This window comes from Rhodococcus sp. C-2 (genome assembly GCF_027854095.1).
Lineage (GTDB): Bacteria > Actinomycetota > Actinomycetes > Mycobacteriales > Mycobacteriaceae > Rhodococcus_F > Rhodococcus_F qingshengii.
Genome location: NZ_JAQGFI010000001.1, coordinates 550,430 through 565,523, shown reverse-complemented (window position 1 = coordinate 565,523; position 15,094 = coordinate 550,430). Strand labels below are relative to the sequence as shown.

17 protein-coding genes are annotated in these 15,094 nt (G+C 63.7%); 12 read left to right on the top strand and 5 right to left on the bottom strand.

Going from position 1 to position 15,094, the window contains the following annotated elements; genetic code table 11:
• The first annotated feature begins 27 nt into the window (after positions 1-27).
• The 5 genes from dapA (at position 28) to PCS43_RS02485 (ending at position 7,548) form a co-directional block, all read left to right on the top strand.
• Positions 28-933: a 4-hydroxy-tetrahydrodipicolinate synthase gene (dapA, locus tag PCS43_RS02505; protein ID WP_003942142.1), complete on the top strand. Its 906-nt coding sequence runs from the start codon at positions 28-30 to the stop codon at positions 931-933.
• Positions 934-2,943, top strand: coding sequence for a ribonuclease J (locus PCS43_RS02500; RefSeq protein ID WP_003942231.1), 2,010 nt, complete (start codon positions 934-936; stop codon positions 2,941-2,943).
• Between the two features lie 59 nt (positions 2,944-3,002).
• On the top strand, positions 3,003-3,626 hold the full coding sequence (locus PCS43_RS02495) for a TIGR03085 family metal-binding protein (protein ID WP_007735153.1): 624 nt from the start codon (positions 3,003-3,005) through the stop codon (positions 3,624-3,626).
• Between the two features lie 124 nt (positions 3,627-3,750).
• Complete coding sequence (locus PCS43_RS02490; protein ID WP_209908386.1) at positions 3,751-6,522, top strand: DNA translocase FtsK; 2,772 nt, start codon at positions 3,751-3,753, stop codon at positions 6,520-6,522.
• 45 nt (positions 6,523-6,567) lie between these two features.
• Entirely contained in the window at positions 6,568-7,548 is a 981-nt protein-coding gene (locus tag PCS43_RS02485; RefSeq protein WP_019748181.1) for a TerC family protein, read from the top strand.
• A 16-nt stretch (positions 7,549-7,564) separates the two neighbouring features.
• On the opposite strand, the gene PCS43_RS02480 is transcribed toward PCS43_RS02485, so the two are convergent.
• Positions 7,565-7,849 (bottom strand): YciI family protein, encoded by a 285-nt coding sequence (locus PCS43_RS02480; protein ID WP_003942124.1) that lies wholly within the window; start codon positions 7,847-7,849, stop codon positions 7,565-7,567.
• Positions 7,850-7,907: 58 nt separating this feature from the next.
• On the bottom strand, positions 7,908-8,432 hold the full coding sequence (locus tag PCS43_RS02475) for an amino-acid N-acetyltransferase (protein ID WP_007735157.1): 525 nt from the start codon (positions 8,430-8,432) through the stop codon (positions 7,908-7,910).
• 120 nt (positions 8,433-8,552) lie between these two features.
• On the opposite strand from PCS43_RS02475, the gene pgsA reads away from it, so the two are divergent.
• From pgsA to pspM, 5 genes are all read left to right on the top strand, one after another.
• Positions 8,553-9,194 (top strand): CDP-diacylglycerol--glycerol-3-phosphate 3-phosphatidyltransferase, encoded by a 642-nt coding sequence (gene pgsA / locus PCS43_RS02470; RefSeq protein ID WP_003942125.1) that lies wholly within the window; start codon positions 8,553-8,555, stop codon positions 9,192-9,194.
• Positions 9,191-9,688 (top strand): CinA family protein, encoded by a 498-nt coding sequence (locus PCS43_RS02465; protein ID WP_030535560.1) that lies wholly within the window; start codon positions 9,191-9,193, stop codon positions 9,686-9,688. The genes pgsA and PCS43_RS02465 overlap by 4 nt, the downstream gene beginning before the upstream one ends.
• 90 nt (positions 9,689-9,778) lie before the next feature.
• Positions 9,779-10,159, top strand: coding sequence for a helix-turn-helix domain-containing protein (locus PCS43_RS02460; protein WP_003942191.1), 381 nt, complete (start codon positions 9,779-9,781; stop codon positions 10,157-10,159).
• Positions 10,160-10,315: 156 nt separating this feature from the next.
• Positions 10,316-11,128, top strand: coding sequence for a phage shock protein PspA (pspA, locus tag PCS43_RS02455; protein ID WP_003942098.1), 813 nt, complete (start codon positions 10,316-10,318; stop codon positions 11,126-11,128).
• A 31-nt stretch (positions 11,129-11,159) separates the two neighbouring features.
• On the top strand, positions 11,160-12,005 hold the full coding sequence (gene pspM / locus PCS43_RS02450; RefSeq protein WP_020907518.1) for a phage shock envelope stress response protein PspM: 846 nt from the start codon (positions 11,160-11,162) through the stop codon (positions 12,003-12,005).
• A 39-nt stretch (positions 12,006-12,044) separates the two neighbouring features.
• Here the strand turns inward: pspM and PCS43_RS02445 are convergent, their stop codons facing one another.
• From PCS43_RS02445 to PCS43_RS02435, 3 genes are read right to left on the bottom strand one after another with little or no spacing between them, the layout of a single operon-like run.
• Positions 12,045-12,650 (bottom strand): energy-coupling factor transporter transmembrane component T family protein, encoded by a 606-nt coding sequence (locus tag PCS43_RS02445; protein WP_007735160.1) that lies wholly within the window; start codon positions 12,648-12,650, stop codon positions 12,045-12,047.
• On the bottom strand, positions 12,647-13,327 hold the full coding sequence (locus PCS43_RS02440) for an energy-coupling factor ABC transporter ATP-binding protein (protein WP_007735161.1): 681 nt from the start codon (positions 13,325-13,327) through the stop codon (positions 12,647-12,649). Before PCS43_RS02440 ends, PCS43_RS02445 begins: the two co-directional genes overlap by 4 nt.
• Positions 13,328-13,333: 6 nt before the next feature.
• On the bottom strand, positions 13,334-13,930 hold the full coding sequence (locus PCS43_RS02435) for a biotin transporter BioY (RefSeq protein ID WP_007735162.1): 597 nt from the start codon (positions 13,928-13,930) through the stop codon (positions 13,334-13,336).
• A 225-nt stretch (positions 13,931-14,155) separates the two neighbouring features.
• Here PCS43_RS02435 and PCS43_RS02430 point away from each other — a divergent pair, with 225 nt between their 5' ends.
• The gene (locus PCS43_RS02430; protein WP_020907519.1) at positions 14,156-14,344 is read left to right on the top strand and encodes a hypothetical protein; all 189 of its coding nucleotides are present in this window, start codon (positions 14,156-14,158) and stop codon (positions 14,342-14,344) included.
• A 17-nt stretch (positions 14,345-14,361) separates the two neighbouring features.
• On the top strand, positions 14,362-15,075 hold the full coding sequence (locus PCS43_RS02425; RefSeq protein WP_042450681.1) for a PIG-L deacetylase family protein: 714 nt from the start codon (positions 14,362-14,364) through the stop codon (positions 15,073-15,075).
• Positions 15,076-15,094 lie beyond the last annotated feature (19 nt).

The following is a 15,094-nucleotide window of genomic DNA, read 5'->3' as shown; positions in this document are numbered from 1 at the left end:
AGAGCTGAACCGGGTAACCTTCTGACCATGACCTACGGTGATTCCGCTTCTCTTGTCGAGCGTCCGTTCGGCACCATTTCCGTTGCGATGGTGACCCCGTTCACTGCCGACGGGAAGTTGGACGTCGACGCGGGAGTGCGCCTCGCAGCCCATCTCGTCGACAACGGCTGTGACGGCCTCGTTCTTGCCGGTACCACCGGTGAATCTCCCACCACCACCGAGTCCGAGAAGCTCGACCTGCTCCGCGCAGTGATCGACGCCGTCGGTAACCGCGCGAAGATCGTTGCAGGCGCCGGCAGCAACGACACCGCTCACAGCGTCGAACTCGCACGTGACGCGGCTCGCGCCGGAGCGCACGGTCTGCTCGTCGTCACCCCGTATTATTCACGTCCGCCCCAGGCCGGACTGTTTGCACACTTCACCGCCGTCGCCAACGCGACCGACCTGCCCGTCATGTTGTACGACATTCCGCCCCGCTCCGTCGTTCCCATCGAGACCGAGACGATCCGCCGACTCGCCGAGCACCCGCGAATCAAGGCCGTCAAGGACGCCAAGGGCGACCTCAACGCCGGCGCAGAGTTGATCGGCACCACCGAGCTCCAGTTCTTCTCCGGCGACGACCCGCTGAATCTGCCGTGGCTCGCTGTGGGCGCCACCGGCTTCGTCAGCGTCATCGGCCATCTTGTTCCGGGTCGTCTCCGCGACCTTCACACCGCGTTCGTGTCCGGCGATATCGCCCGCGCGCGCGAGATAAACCTCAGTTTGATCCCTGTGATTCGTTCCGTTGCCCGCCTCGGCGGTGTCAGCGCTTCGAAGGCGGGTCTGCGACTCATCGGAATCGATGTCGGAGAACCACGCCTTCCGCAGGTTGCACCCACTAAAGAGCAGATCGACGGTCTTGCCGCCGATCTGCATGCGGCAGGAGTTTTGTAAATGACCCGTCCCCCCCGACGTCGTAGTGCCAGTCGTCAAGCCGGTCCGCCTTCGCCTCCGGCTCCCGAAACGGCCGCAAAGGCCGCACCGGTAGAGGCACCAGCTGCGCCGGCGGCAGAAGCGGCCCCCGCCGCAGCCGCCCCGCCCAAGAAGGCCGCAGCAACCAAATCTGCAGCAACCAAGTCCGCTGCCACCAAATCTGCTGCACCCAAGAAGTCGACCGAAGACAGGTCGCCGCGCAAATCTTCCGGCGGTAACCGACCGGCAGCATCGAAGTCGGGCAACGGGCGCGGAAACAAGCGCCCCGAGAACCGTCCGGCCGTCGATCCCACGGGTCGCCTCGGAACACCCCCGAAGGCGCCGGCATCGGGTCTGCGCATCGTCGCGCTGGGCGGCATCGGCGAAATCGGTCGCAACATGACGGTGTTCGAGCACCGTGGCAAGTTGCTGATCGTCGACTGCGGTGTGCTGTTCCCCGAGGACCAGCAGCCTGGCGTCGACCTGATCCTCCCGGACTTCCGCTACATCGAAGACCGTATGGACGACGTCGAAGCCGTCATCTTGACTCACGGACACGAGGACCACATCGGTGCTCTGCCGTTCTTGCTGCGTCTGCGCGCGGACATTCCGGTCATCGGCGCGAAGTTCACTCTCGCTCTCGTTGCCGCCAAGTGCCGCGAGCATCGCCTGCGTCCGAACCTGGTCGAGGTCGTCGAGGGAAACACCACCACCCATGGCCCGTTCGACTGCGAGTACTTCGCGGTCAACCACTCGATTCCCGACGCTCTCGCGATCGCGATTCGCACCGACGCCGGCGTCGTACTGCACACCGGTGACATCAAGCTCGATCAGCTGCCTCTCGACGGCCGCCTGACCGACCTCGCCGGATTCTCCCGCCTGGGCGACGAGGGCGTCGACCTGTTCCTCGTCGACTCGACGAACGCCGAGGTTCCGGGATTCGTCACACCCGAGCGCGAAATCGGGGGAGTGCTCGACAACGTCATCGGCAAGGCGAAGCAGCGCGTCATCGTGGCATCGTTCGCCAGCCATGTGCATCGCATCCAGCAGGTCGTCGACGTAGCCGCTCGGTACAACCGCCGCATCGTCTTCGTCGGCCGCTCGATGGTCCGCAACATGCAGATCGCCCAGGATCTGGGCTACCTGACGGTGCCCGACGGCCTCGTCGTAGACATCGACACCGCCGCCACCCTTCCCGACGATCGCCTGGTGCTCATTTCGACGGGTTCGCAGGGTGAGCCGTTGGCAGCGCTCTCGCGGATGGCGCGCGGCGAACACCGTCAGATCAACATCCGCGCCAACGACCTTGTCGTTCTCGCGTCTTCGCTGATCCCGGGCAACGAGAACTCCGTTTTTGCCGTGGTCAACGGTTTGGCCAAGCGCGGTGCCACCGTCGTGACCCAGCAGAGTGCCAAGGTTCACGTCTCGGGCCACGCGTCCGCCGGTGAGTTGCTCTACCTGTACAACGCGGTTCGGCCCACCAATGCCATGCCCGTCCACGGTGAATGGCGGCACCTGCGTGCCAACGCCGCGCTGGCAAAGGCAACCGGCGTGCCGGAAGAGCGCATCGTATTGGCCGAGGACGGCGTCGTGGTCGACATGGTGGACGGCCTCGCCGAGATCGTCGGACGCGTACCGGTCGGACACGTCTACGTCGACGGTCTGTCCGTCGGCGACGTCGGTGAGCCGACGCTGTCCGATCGCCTCGTGCTCGGTGAGGGCGGCTTCATCGCGATCACCATCGTCATCAACGAGTCGACGGGCCGTGCGGTCAGCACCCCCGAGGTGTCCGGTCGCGGCTTCTCCGACGATCCGACAGCGCTCAAGGCTGCCGCGGATCTCGTGGAATCGGACCTGGCCCGGTTGGCGAGCGAAGGCGTCATCGACGCTCATCGCATCGCGCAGTCGGTGCGCCGCGTCGTCGGACGCTGGGTCGCGGACAAGTACCGCCGCCGTCCGATGATCATTCCGACGGTCATCGCGGTTCCATAGATTCGGCACAGCAGGTCGCTTCCGCTCGAACCCGGTCCGGTTCGAGTACTTTGGCGAAGGTGACCTTCGCTCATGACGAACGACTCGCCCTGGTGGACAGCATGGTCGAATTCGGCCCCGATGCTCCGACACTGTGTGGGGAGTGGACCAATCGTGACCTGGCAGCACATCTGATAGTCCGGGAGCGGCGTCTCGACGCCGCTCCCGGAATCATGTTGAGCCCTCTTGCCGGTCACACCGAGAGCGTGCGTAAGGCCGCAGCGGCGCGTCCGTGGGAGGAGATCCTCGACGACGTTCGGAGTGGGCCGCCTCGGTGGTCGCCGATGTACTGGCTCGACGCGCAGGTAAATACCACGGAAATGTTCATCCACCACGAAGATGTACGACGCGCACATCTGAACTGGGCGCCGCGTCCGTTGTCGGAGGGTCGGCAGGCTCAGCTGTGGAAGTACGCCCGGCAGATCGGCAAGATGGGTTACCGCAAAGCCGCTGTCGAGGTCATTTTCGAACTTCCGTCCGGCGAGAGTGCGGTCGTCCACAAATCCGGCTCTCGCAGTGTTGTCCTGCAGGGTGAACCCGCCGAGTTGCTGCTGCACGCTTTCGGTCGCAACGAGGTGAAGATCGAAGCCAAAGGTGAACTGGCCGACGTTCAATCCGTGATGGCGCTCGATCGCAGTTTCTGATGGCCCCCTTCTGCCGGAGCCGAGCTCGACAGACGGGTTGTGAAGATCACGTTTCGCACTCGCCACCAGTGTTGCTGGTGTTGCGGATGGTCCAGATGGGGTCGCACAGACTAGCCTGAACTCCATGGCAGGTAAGTCGAGCGCCCGGGGATCCAGTACAAGCACGTCTACGTCCAGGGCATCGACCAGGTCGTCAGCCTCTACTCCGAGCGCGCGCGCAACCGCAAAACCTCGTGCCTCGCGCACCACGCGAACCGTATCGACTCCTCGAAATGTCACGACTTCGGCCAGGGCTGGTGGGCGCCCCGCGTCGGGCAAAGGCTCCAAGCCGGCGCCCAAGAAGGCGTCCGGTACGTCGTCGGCCGCGCGCCGCCCGGTATCGAAAACCTCTCAGCGGGCCAGCCCGTTGGCCGCTGTGGGCAAGGGAATCGGAGCCGGGTGGTCCCTGGCTGCCCGCGGCGTCGGCGCCACCACACGCACCGTCAGTAAGGTCGGCGAGATCGAAGCCGGCCACCGCCGCGACGGACTAGCGCTCGGCCTGATCGCATTCAGCGTCGTCATCGCCGGTGGCGTCTGGTTCAAGGCCGGTGGTCCGATCGGCGGCGGCATCGACACCCTCGTGCGGGCGATCTTCGGCGCGGCCTCGGCCGTGCTCCCCATCGTCGGCGTCGGCCTCGCGATCCTGTTGATGCGCACCGAACCGAAACCTGAGATCCGGCCCCGACTGATCATGGGATCGCTGCTGGTCGGTCTGCCGGCGCTCGGCCTCTGGCACATCATCTCGGGTTCACCGACAGACGCCACCGGTCGCTCCAACGGCGCAGGGTTTGTCGGATACGTCGTGGGCGGCCCGCTCACCAACGGGCTCACCGTCTGGCTGTCTGCGCCGCTGCTGGTCATCGCCGCCGGATTCGGAATCCTCCTTCTGACCGGAACGACTCTGCGTGAGGTGCCGAGCAAGTTCCAGTCCTTCTTCGGCGCCTCGTATCGCTCGGATGAATACGGCGACTACGGATCCGAATTCGACGAGGACGGTGAGCACCACTACGGCGAATCTGCTTACGATCCTTCACTGTTCGACGCCGACGGCTACCCGGTCGACACCTACGCCGAGCCGCCGCTCAAGCCCGCCAAGCGGCCCAGCCGACGCGCACCGATCGACAACTACCCGACGGACGAGTTCGAGTCGGGCGACAAGAAGACCGAAGTCCTCGGCCTGTGGAACGCCGACGACACCGCAGTACCCGACGAGCCCGTCGCGGCTGCGGCAGCGCCCGTGGTGGAGACTCCGGCGCCGCGCCCCAAGGTGCCTGCGCGTTCGGTCCCCATCGCCAAGCCCGTGCCGAAACCCGAACCGGAGCCGGAGGAGAAGGAACACTTCGTCACCGATCGGGTCACCGACGGCGACTACAACCTCCCGCCGACGACGTTGCTGATCGAGGGAGACCCGCCCAAGCTCCGCAGTTCTGCGAACGACGCGATGATCGAGGCGATCAGCGAAGTCCTCGAACAGTTCAAGATCGATGCCGCTGTTACCGGTTTCACCCGCGGACCGACGGTGACGCGCTACGAGGTCGAACTCGGCCCAGGCGTGAAGGTCGAGAAGATCACCGCGCTCGCCCGCAACATCGCGTACGCCGTGGCAACCGACAACGTCCGCCTCCTGGCCCCCATTCCGGGTAAGTCCGCAGTGGGCATCGAGGTACCGAACTCCGACCGCGAAATGGTTCGCCTCGCCGACGTTTTGAACGCGCCGAGCACCCGACGCGATCACCACCCACTGGTGATAGGTCTGGGCAAGGACATCGAAGGTGACTTCGTCAGTGCGAACCTCGCGAAGATGCCCCACCTTCTGGTGGCAGGTTCGACCGGCTCGGGTAAGTCGAGCTTCGTGAACTCGATGCTCGTCTCGTTGCTCACCCGAGCAACGCCGGAAGAAGTACGGATGATCCTCATCGACCCCAAGATGGTCGAGCTCACGCCGTACGAAGGTATCCCGCACCTGATCACGCCGATCATCACTCAGCCGAAGAAGGCAGCGGCAGCGCTGGCCTGGTTGGTCGAGGAGATGGAACAGCGCTACCAGGACATGCAGGCCAACCGGGTGCGTCATATCGACGACTTCAACTCCAAGGTCAAGTCCGGCGAAATCACCGCCCCGCTGGGCAGCGAGCGCGTCTACCGTCCGTACCCCTACATCCTGGCGATCGTGGACGAGCTGGCAGACCTCATGATGACCGCGCCGCGCGACGTCGAAGAAGCAATCGTCCGCATCACGCAGAAAGCCCGTGCTGCCGGTATCCACCTGGTGCTGGCAACGCAGCGCCCGTCCGTCGACGTCGTCACCGGCCTGATCAAGACCAACGTGCCCTCGCGTCTGGCGTTCGCGACGTCTTCACTGACGGACTCGCGAGTCATCCTCGATCAGCCCGGCGCCGAGAAGCTCATCGGTATGGGTGACGGCCTCTTCCTGCCCATGGGCGCGGGTAAGCCGACCCGTATGCAGGGCGCGTTCATCACCGACGAGGAAATCTCGGCGGTTGTCGACTTCGCGAAAAACCAGGCCGAGCCCGAGTACACCGAAGGTGTCACCGCACAGAAGGCAGGGGAGAAGAAAGACGTCGACCCCGACATCGGCGACGACATGGATGTCCTCCTGCAGGCCGTGGAATTGGTCATCACGAGTCAATTCGGTTCGACGTCGATGTTGCAGCGCAAGCTACGAGTCGGGTTCGCCAAGGCCGGCAGACTGATGGACCTCATGGAAAACCGCGGCGTCGTCGGACCCAGCGAGGGCTCGAAGGCACGCGAGGTGCTCATGAAGCCCGAGGAGCTCGACGGTCTGCTGTGGTCGATACGCGGCGGCGACCCGGATGAGGCACCTGCAGACGAGTAGGGACACCTCGGCGGAGAAGCCGTCGACAGACGACCGGAGGAACCCGTGCATGTGACGCCGTTGGCTTGGGGAATCACGATCGTGGTGATCCTCGGCCTGTTCGTCTTCGACTTCTTCGCCCACGTCCGCACTCCGCATGCGCCGACGTTCCGGGAGTCCGCATTCTGGTCGACGGTCTACATCTCGATTGCCATCGTCTTCGGCCTCGTCGTGATGTGGATCTGGGGCACCACGTACGGCGGTGAGTACTTCGCCGGCTACGTCACGGAGAAGGCGCTTTCGGTCGACAATCTGTTCGTCTTCGTGATCATCATGTCGACGTTCGCCGTCCCGCGAGAGTTCCAGCAGAAAGTCCTGCTGATCGGCATCGTCCTCGCATTGGTGATGCGCGGAATCTTCATCGGAGTCGGTGCGGCCGCCATCAATGCGTACAGCTGGGTGTTCTACCTCTTCGGGGCGTTCCTGATCTACACCGCGTACACCCTGATCCGCGATCACGGGCATGAGAAGGAAGCCGAGGAGAAGCGCGACAGTCGCATCATCTCACTCGTGAAGCGGGTGCTGCCGACAACCGAGGAATACGACGGGGACAAACTGATCACCCGGATCGACGGCAAGCGCGTCGTGACACCGTTGTTGTTGGCGCTCATCGCAATCGGGTTTGCCGACGTGCTCTTCGCGCTCGATTCGATTCCGGCGATCTACGGTCTGACCCAGGAACCGTATCTGGTGTTCACCGCCAACGCCTTCGCGCTGATGGGCCTACGGCAGCTGTACTTCCTGATCGGTGGGTTGCTCGAACGGCTGGTCTATCTCTCGTACGGGCTCTCGATAATCTTGGCGTTCATCGGTGTGAAGCTGGTACTTCACGCGTTGCACGAGAACACCCTCTCGTTCGTCAACGGAGGTGAACACGTCTCCGTGCCGGAAATCTCTACGGCACTCTCACTCGGAGTGATCATCGGAGTATTGGCGGTGACGACGGTCGCGAGCCTGTTGAAGACTCGCGACCGGGCGGGGGAGTAAGCCGGGGCCGGGGCTCTCAGGCGCTGAACTGACCCAACACCGGAACCCACTCGGTGATCCGGACCTTCTCGATCAAATCGGCGATCGCGAACGGATCGTGGGTGAAGAGGAGGGAAACGGTGTCGGCGTCTGCGGCGTCGACGATGATCAGCGCGCCGTTTCCATCTGCAAACGGGCCGGATGACAAGACGATCGAGCGGGAAACCAGATCCGCGAGCCACGCGCGGTGATCGCTACGGACTTCGTCGCGCTGAGCGTTCTTCTCGGGCGCGTAGGTGTATTCGACGAGGAACAACGACATCGTGAACCGCTTTCGGGGCTGGTGATCGAGAGGGTGGTGCGTGAAGAGTCTGAACGGTTCAGAGAGTCAGGAGCATGCGAGTATTGCCGAGTGTGTTGGGTTTCACATAGCTCAGATCGAGGAACTCGGCGACGCCGGCGTCGTAGGACCGACACATTTCCGCATAGACCTCGGCGGTGACGGGGGTGCCGTCGATCTCTGCGAATCCGTGACGGTGGAAGAACTCGGTCTCGAACGTCAAAACGAACAACCGTTCCAACTCCAATTCCTTGGCGACCTCGATGAGTTTGTCGACGACGTGGAAACCTGCGCCCTGGCCTTTGGCGGTCGGATCGACTGCGACGGTGCGGATCTCACCCAGGTCCGCCCACAGCACATGCAGTGCGCCGCAAGCGATTACCTGGCCGCCTCGCTCGGCGACCCAGAACTCCTGGACTGCCTCGTACAGCGTCACGAGATTCTTCTCGAGGAGGATCTTGCCGGCGTAGATGTCGATCAGACGCTTGATTTCGGGGATGTCCGACGTTCGCGCGCGACGCACGATCAACTGGCTCTCGGTATAGGTCGGCGCGGTCGAAGTCATGTGGTGCACATTAGTCAATGGCCCTACCGATATTCTAAGTCGCGTGCCTGTCCGCCCCACGCAATTCCCGCGCCGCTCGGCTTTGTCCCGGGTTCGGCTCACCGCCTGTGCGGTGATCCGATGAGTACCCCGCGCGATCAGACCGACGCCCATCGCGCCGCCGTCGGCCCGTCCGACGGCACACCTGTCGCGGACAACCCGGTTCCGTTGCTGAACATCGCGAACATTCTCACGATGGTCCGAATGGTTCTCGTTCCGGTTTTTCTCGTTGTTCTGTTCGTCGACGGCGGACACTCGACGTGGTGGCGTCTCGGGGCAATGGGCGTGTTCATCGTCGCCGCGATCACGGATCGGATCGACGGCCAATTGGCTCGGAAGTACGGTCTGGTCACCGATTTCGGCAAACTCATGGACCCGATCGCGGACAAGGCACTGATCGGCGCCGCGCTGATCGGTCTTTCGGTTCTCGGTGACCTGTCGTGGTGGGTGACCGGAGTGATCATCGCCAGAGAACTCGGAATCACGCTGTTGCGGTTCGCGGTACTGCGGCACGCGGTCATCCCGGCGGGCAAGGGCGGCAAGCTCAAGACCCTCGTGCAGGCCGTCGCGATCGGGTTCTACCTGTGCCCGCTGCCGAGCAGTTGGGACATCGTCAGCGGATTGCTGATGGCTGCTGCCGTCGTGCTGACGGTGGCGACGGGAATCGAATACATCGTGCAGGCGATCAGGCTTCGCGCCGGAGTTCGCGCAGTCGAGTCATGACGGACCCGCTGCTCGCACTCGGAGTGGTCGAACTCGTCGACGCCCTTGGCGCCGCGAGGCATACTGTCGCCGCCGCCGAATCTCTGACGGCTGGATTGTTCACGGCTGCGGTCGCGTCCGTGCCGGGGTCGAGCGCGGTGCTGCGTGGGGGCCTGGTCGTGTACGCGACCGACTTGAAAGCGACGCTGGCGGGCGTGGATCCCGAGCGTCTGGCAACGGACGGCCCCGTGTCCGAGAGCACGGCGGTGGCGTTGGCGCTCGGCGCCCGGACGAGGTGCGGCGCCGACTGGGGTATCGGACTGACCGGAGTCGCCGGTCCGAGTGAGCAGGACGGACACCCGGTCGGAACGGTGTTTCTCGGTATCGCCGGTCCGGACGGAACCGAATGCGTACCGCTCGCGCTCGGCGGCGAACGGTGGGAGATTCGGACAACCGCAGTCGCAACTGCCGTGTCGCGGTTACGTGATCGTGTCGCAGAGCGTGCGGCACGATAGGCTCGGGAACCAATCGGATGTGTTCGGACGTTGACGATTGTGAAGACGTACGACCATGCACGATGAGGTCACGGATGAAGGAGGAGCGAGATGGCGCTGCTATTGCGTGAGGCAATCGGTGACAGTCTCCGGCGTACGCGCGTTTCGCAGAGCCGCACGCTACGTGAGGTGTCGAACAGCGCGCGTGTGAGCTTGGGCTATCTGTCCGAAGTGGAACGTGGACGTAAGGAAGCATCGAGCGAACTGTTGGCGGCGATCTGTGATGCGCTCGCAGTCCCACTGTCCGACGTGCTGGTCGACGTGAGCGAGACCCTGGCCACGAAGAAGAGCGCTCCGGTAGCTGGTCGACAGGTCGCCGAACCCGCCGTGTCGGCTTCCGGTTCGGTCTCGGCTTCCGGTTCGCCGACAATCGCACGCGATACCCGCGTCGTGATTCCGGCACCGAACGCTCGAAGGTTGGCGGCGGCGTAGCCACTACCGGCCGTAACCGATAGATTTTGTACGTAACCGCCGGTTTCCAGCAGGTGGGGTCAGAGCAGATAGGGCGCAGCCCTTGTTTCGGTGCGCGACGGTCGCGCTCCGGGTCGCGTTCGGCGCGGCGCATCAGATGGAGGCAGGATCAAACCAATGGCTAATCCTTTCGTCAAGGGCTGGAAGTACCTGATGGCGCTCTTCAATTCGAAGATCGATGAGAAGGCAGATCCAAAGGTTCAGATTCAGCAGGCGATCGAGGACGCACAGCGCCAGCATCAGGCGTTGTCCCAGCAGGCTGCGTCGGTGATCGGTAATCAGCGTCAACTCGAGATGAAGCTCAGCCGTCAACTCGACGAGGTCGAAAAGCTCAACGCCAACGCGCGCCAGGCCGTCAACCTCGCCGATCAGGCCGCTGCTGCCGGCGACAACGACAAGGCGATCCAGTACACCAACGCTGCCGAAGCTTTTGCGGCCCAGTTGGTGACGGCCGAGCAGGGCGTCGAAGATCTGAAGGCACTGCACGACCAGTCCTTGCAGGCCGCCGCTCAGGCCAAGAAGGCTGTCGAGCAGAACGCGATGACTCTGCAGGCAAAGGTTGCCGAGCGCACCAAGCTGCTCAGCCAGCTGGAGCAGGCCAAGATGCAGGAGCGCGTGAGCGAGTCCCTTCGGTCCATGGACAGCACGCTGTCGGCTCCCGGCAACACACCCAGCCTCGATGCTGTGCGCGACAAGATCGAGCGGCGTTACGCCGACGCACTCGGCTCTGCCGAACTCGCTCAGAACTCCGTTCAAGGCCGCATGATGGAGGTCCAGCAGGCCTCGGTCCAGATGGCAGGGCACAGTCGCCTCGAGCAGATTCGTGCTTCCATGAAGGGCGAGGCACTGCCGTCCGGCGGCGCAGCAGCCACTCCTGCGACTCCGTCCGTCGAGAAGCAGCCCCCGGCTGCCGGTCAGACCGGGCAGTAGCCGAATCCTCGATGTCGGCAGTGATGCTCTGATGTTTTCTTCACGAGACGGTCGATCTGGGCGCGAGCCCCGGTCGGCCGTTCCCGTTTCCGTATCCGGCGCCTTCGGAGCGTTGGGACGCACCGCGGACACATTGCGCGAGGTCGGACTGTCTGCGGCGGATGCCGCTCGGCGGTGGCAGGACCCGCGCGCCAAATTCGAGCGCAAACGTGCCCGTGCACGTCGACGCGCTCAGCGTTGGGGTTTCATGTCCGGCGGATCAGTGGTCGGCACGGCCGGCCTTGCTGTTGCGTCGGCCCCCGAGTGGTCGGTGGTCGTGGCAGGCGGGGGAGCGGCACTGTTCGCGGTTCCCGCCGTCATCGCGGTCGGCCGTTACCGTTCGATGAGTTCCGGCCCACCGCCGTCGGCGCCGATTCGCCGGCGCTTGCCACCGTCGTCGTCTCGCGCGTTCATCCCGATGTCTCGCCTCATCGGCGCCGAGACTTCGTTGTTCGAGATCTTGAGTGTGCTCAGGCGCGCCGACACCATCGACCCCGGTGAGTTGGACGAAATCACTGTTACCGCCGATTCGGCATTGAGAGCGATGTTCGCGGTGTCTTCGGATGTCGTCGCGATGGAACGCGCCGTGGCCGCTACACCCAAGGTGACCGAACCTCTTGATCCCACCATCGACGGCGCAGTTCGTGAGTTGCAGTCGGGGTTGGATCAGTACGAGGATCTGGTGACCTCCGCAGCTGCATTGACAGCGCCTCACAGCCCTTCGGCTCTGGTGGGATTCAACCGAGAACTCTCGGCGCTGCACGCGGCCGCCGAGCGACTCTCGGCGCTTGCCGACGCCATCGGTGAGGTGGACGACATCACCCGCAAGTACAACTGATCGGTCCTCGCGCCTGATCGATGCACCCTGTTCGAAATCTCAGTCGTCGGCGCCGCGGGCCGCCAACGCTTCACCCATTGCGTCCGCGGTCATCAGGGTGCCGACGATGACCGGAACTGCGAAGGATCGCAGCGAGAATCCGAGCCCTCGCGCCTTGCGTGCCTCGGACACCTGTGTGATGACCTCGAACATCAGCGGGATGCACCGGATCGTCATTGCGAGGAGCAAAGCGATCCGTTCGGGATTGACGCCGAAGCGTCGCAAGGGTGTCAGGAACCGGGTGATCGCGTCGAGCATCTCGGAGATCCGTGTGGTCAGACCCATGATCGCCGCGAAGGCGATCGAAATGATCAGAACCCCGCACACGACGGCCGCTCGCTGCCATCCCGCGACTACCAGCTGGAACGCCCCGATGAAGAGCAACATCCACAGCGCCGGACGCAGCTGCCGGATCGCAGTCATCGGAGGAATGCGCGCAACCGCGTACAGGGCCACAACGACGATCGTGGGAGCTGCCAGTTGCCACGGCTCACGCACGAAGATCGAGACGGCGAGGATGGCCACGACCAAGGCGAAGAGCTTGATTCCCGTCGGCATCCGGTGCAGGAGTGAGCGGCCCGGACGGTAGACGCCGAGAGTGGTCACGAGACCAACGACCGGTAGTGATCGATGGAGTCGGCGGGGGAACCGTCAGCGACGACGCGGCCTTGGTCGACGACCAACACCCGTTCGAAGGACTCGAGGAGATCGAGTTGGTGGGTCACGACGATCAGTTGCTGATCGAGTGACTCGAATACCGAGCTGATCAGCCGAGAGTTGCGAAGGTCGAGGAGCGTGGTGGGTTCGTCGGCGACGAGTACGTTCGGTTCCGTCACCATGATGGCCGCGAGCGCGAGGAGCTGTTTCTGCCCGCCCGAAAGCTGGTGGGTGGGATGGTCGGCGTGCCCGGCGAGGCCGTAGCGTTCGAGCACCGAGGCCACCTTTGCGGCGCGCTCGGCTTTGCCCAATCCGCTACGGCGGAGCGAGAATTCGATGTCCTCGGCAACCGTCGGCATCACGATCTGGTGGTTGGGATCGGTGAAGACGAATCCGACCTGCTTGCGTACGTCGCGGCCCTTCTTCGCCGTGTCCAAGCCGTTGACGTGGACGTGTCCTTCCGTCGGAACGACCAGTCCGTTGATCATGCGAGCGAGCGTCGACTTGCCGCTTCCGTTCGCACCCACGATTCCGATTCGCTGCTCGCTCAGTCGCAGATCTATCTGCTGCAGGACCGTTCGTTCACCGAAGCTGTGTCCGACGTTCTCGAAGACGATCTCACTCATCGGAGATTAATTCGCCACCACGGTCTTGTTCGACGAGATCACCGAGTCGCGCAGTAGTGCCGGGTATGCCCGGTGAACCTGGGACGCGACCAACGCGGTGACGACTGCTTTTGCGGCGTCGAGCGGGATGAAGGCGGCGTTGGCCGACCATGCGGCAACGAAGCTCATGTGTCCGCGGACCATCATTCCTACGATGCCGAACGCGTAGAGAACGACGACGCCGCCGAGAAGGTTGATGCCGATGCCCGCGATGATCCGGTACTTGGGCAGCATCTTGGCGGTCAGCCATCCGATGACAAACGCCGTCGGGATCCAACCGATGAGGAATCCGGCTGTCGGGCTCGAGAGAGACACGAGTGCGGTGCGACCGCCGGCAAGGACCGGTAGACCGACCAATCCCAGAGCAATGACCGTCAGGACGGCGAGAACACCCTTGCGCGGTCCGAGTAGAGCGCCGGCCATCATGACGCCCATGGACTGAAGGGTGATCGGCACGCCGGAAATGCCGATGTTGATCGACCCGGGTAGGCCCAGCGCGATGATGAGTGCGGCGAAGACGGCTACATGCGCGAGATCGCGAGCGGGGAAACGGGTCGTAGACACTGCGGACGTGCTCCTTCGGCATACGGGATCGAACTTCGCGAGTTTACGCCAGGAGCAAGCGCCCATGGGTTGGACACCTGACCTGCGTGAGGGCCGGTCTCGGGGTGAACCCTGATCTTTACCTGAACTTGCCGCTGAGCTGCTGCTTTGTCACGCCAGACCTGTCAGGCTGGTTCCACGGACGACGCAGTACCTGTCCGATTCGACTGATTATTCAACGGCACGTTGGAGGTAAGCATGTTTTGGAAGATCGTTTTGGCCGTCGTACTGGTGTGGGTCGCACTCGCGGTGGTCGGTGCCCTGATCAAGGGGCTTTTCTGGGTTCTGGTGGTCGGCGCTGTCGGCTTCGGAATCTACTTCCTGGTGAAGGCGATGTCGGGAAGTGACGACAATTCGCCCGCTTCGCGGTTCTGACGGGCAAGATCTGCCCTATGGAAAACTTCCCCGAGGACTGGCAGCGCGCGATTGTCATCGTGGCGCATCCCGATGACATCGAATACGGCGCAGCCGCAGCAGTGGCGCAGTGGACCGATCGCGGCAAAGACGTGCGATATGTCCTGGCCACGCGCGGCGAGGCCGGAATCGCCGGTCTGTCGCCCGAAGAGTCCGGCCCGATCCGCGAGGAAGAAGAGCGTCGCTCGGCCGCGATCGTCGGTGTCGGTGAGGTGGAGTTCCTCGGCCTGCCCGACGGTCGTCTCGTGGAAGGCTTGGAGTTGCGCTCGACTCTCGCCGCAGCAATTCGCCGCCACCGTCCGGAATTGGTGGTGACGATGAACTTCTCCCACACCTGGGGCCCCGGCTATCTGAACAGCGCAGATCACCGTGCACTCGGGATCAGCGTCCTCGACGCAACTGCCGACGCAGCAAACGAATGGATCTTTCCCTCGTTGACGGCGCAGGGACTGGCGCCGTGGCCCGGTGTTCGGTGGGTTGCGGTCAATACGATGACTCCCACACACTGCGTCGACGTGACGTCGACGGTCGATCGCGCCGTGGATTCGCTCGCGGAACATGCGCGATATCTGGCGGCGCTGAGTTCCACGCCGATCCGGGAACAGGCGCGTGCACAGATCGACATGGTCAGCGGACCGAAGCCTGGTTTCGACGCCGAGCGAGCAGTTGGTTTCGAGTTGTACTATTTCTGATGATCTCTGAGCGAGAGAA

Bases quoted from the DNA above. Each gene is read 5' to 3' on its own strand.
- dapA (WP_003942142.1), top strand. From the start codon at position 28: ATGACCTACGGTGATTCCGCTTCTCTTGTCGAGCGTCCGTTCGGCACC.
- PCS43_RS02500 (WP_003942231.1), top strand. From the start codon at position 934: ATGACCCGTCCCCCCCGACGTCGTAGTGCCAGTCGTCAAGCCGGTCCG.
- PCS43_RS02490 (WP_209908386.1), top strand. From the start codon at position 3,751: ATGGCAGGTAAGTCGAGCGCCCGGGGATCCAGTACAAGCACGTCTACG.
- PCS43_RS02480 (WP_003942124.1), bottom strand. From the start codon at position 7,849: ATGTCGTTGTTCCTCGTCGAATACACCTACGCGCCCGAGAAGAACGCT.
- PCS43_RS02475 (WP_007735157.1), bottom strand. From the start codon at position 8,432: ATGACTTCGACCGCGCCGACCTATACCGAGAGCCAGTTGATCGTGCGT.
- pgsA (WP_003942125.1), top strand. From the start codon at position 8,553: ATGAGTACCCCGCGCGATCAGACCGACGCCCATCGCGCCGCCGTCGGC.
- PCS43_RS02465 (WP_030535560.1), top strand. From the start codon at position 9,191: ATGACGGACCCGCTGCTCGCACTCGGAGTGGTCGAACTCGTCGACGCC.
- PCS43_RS02460 (WP_003942191.1), top strand. From the start codon at position 9,779: ATGGCGCTGCTATTGCGTGAGGCAATCGGTGACAGTCTCCGGCGTACG.
- pspA (WP_003942098.1), top strand. From the start codon at position 10,316: ATGGCTAATCCTTTCGTCAAGGGCTGGAAGTACCTGATGGCGCTCTTC.
- pspM (WP_020907518.1), top strand. From the start codon at position 11,160: ATGTTTTCTTCACGAGACGGTCGATCTGGGCGCGAGCCCCGGTCGGCC.
- PCS43_RS02440 (WP_007735161.1), bottom strand. From the start codon at position 13,327: ATGAGTGAGATCGTCTTCGAGAACGTCGGACACAGCTTCGGTGAACGA.
- PCS43_RS02425 (WP_042450681.1), top strand. From the start codon at position 14,362: ATGGAAAACTTCCCCGAGGACTGGCAGCGCGCGATTGTCATCGTGGCG.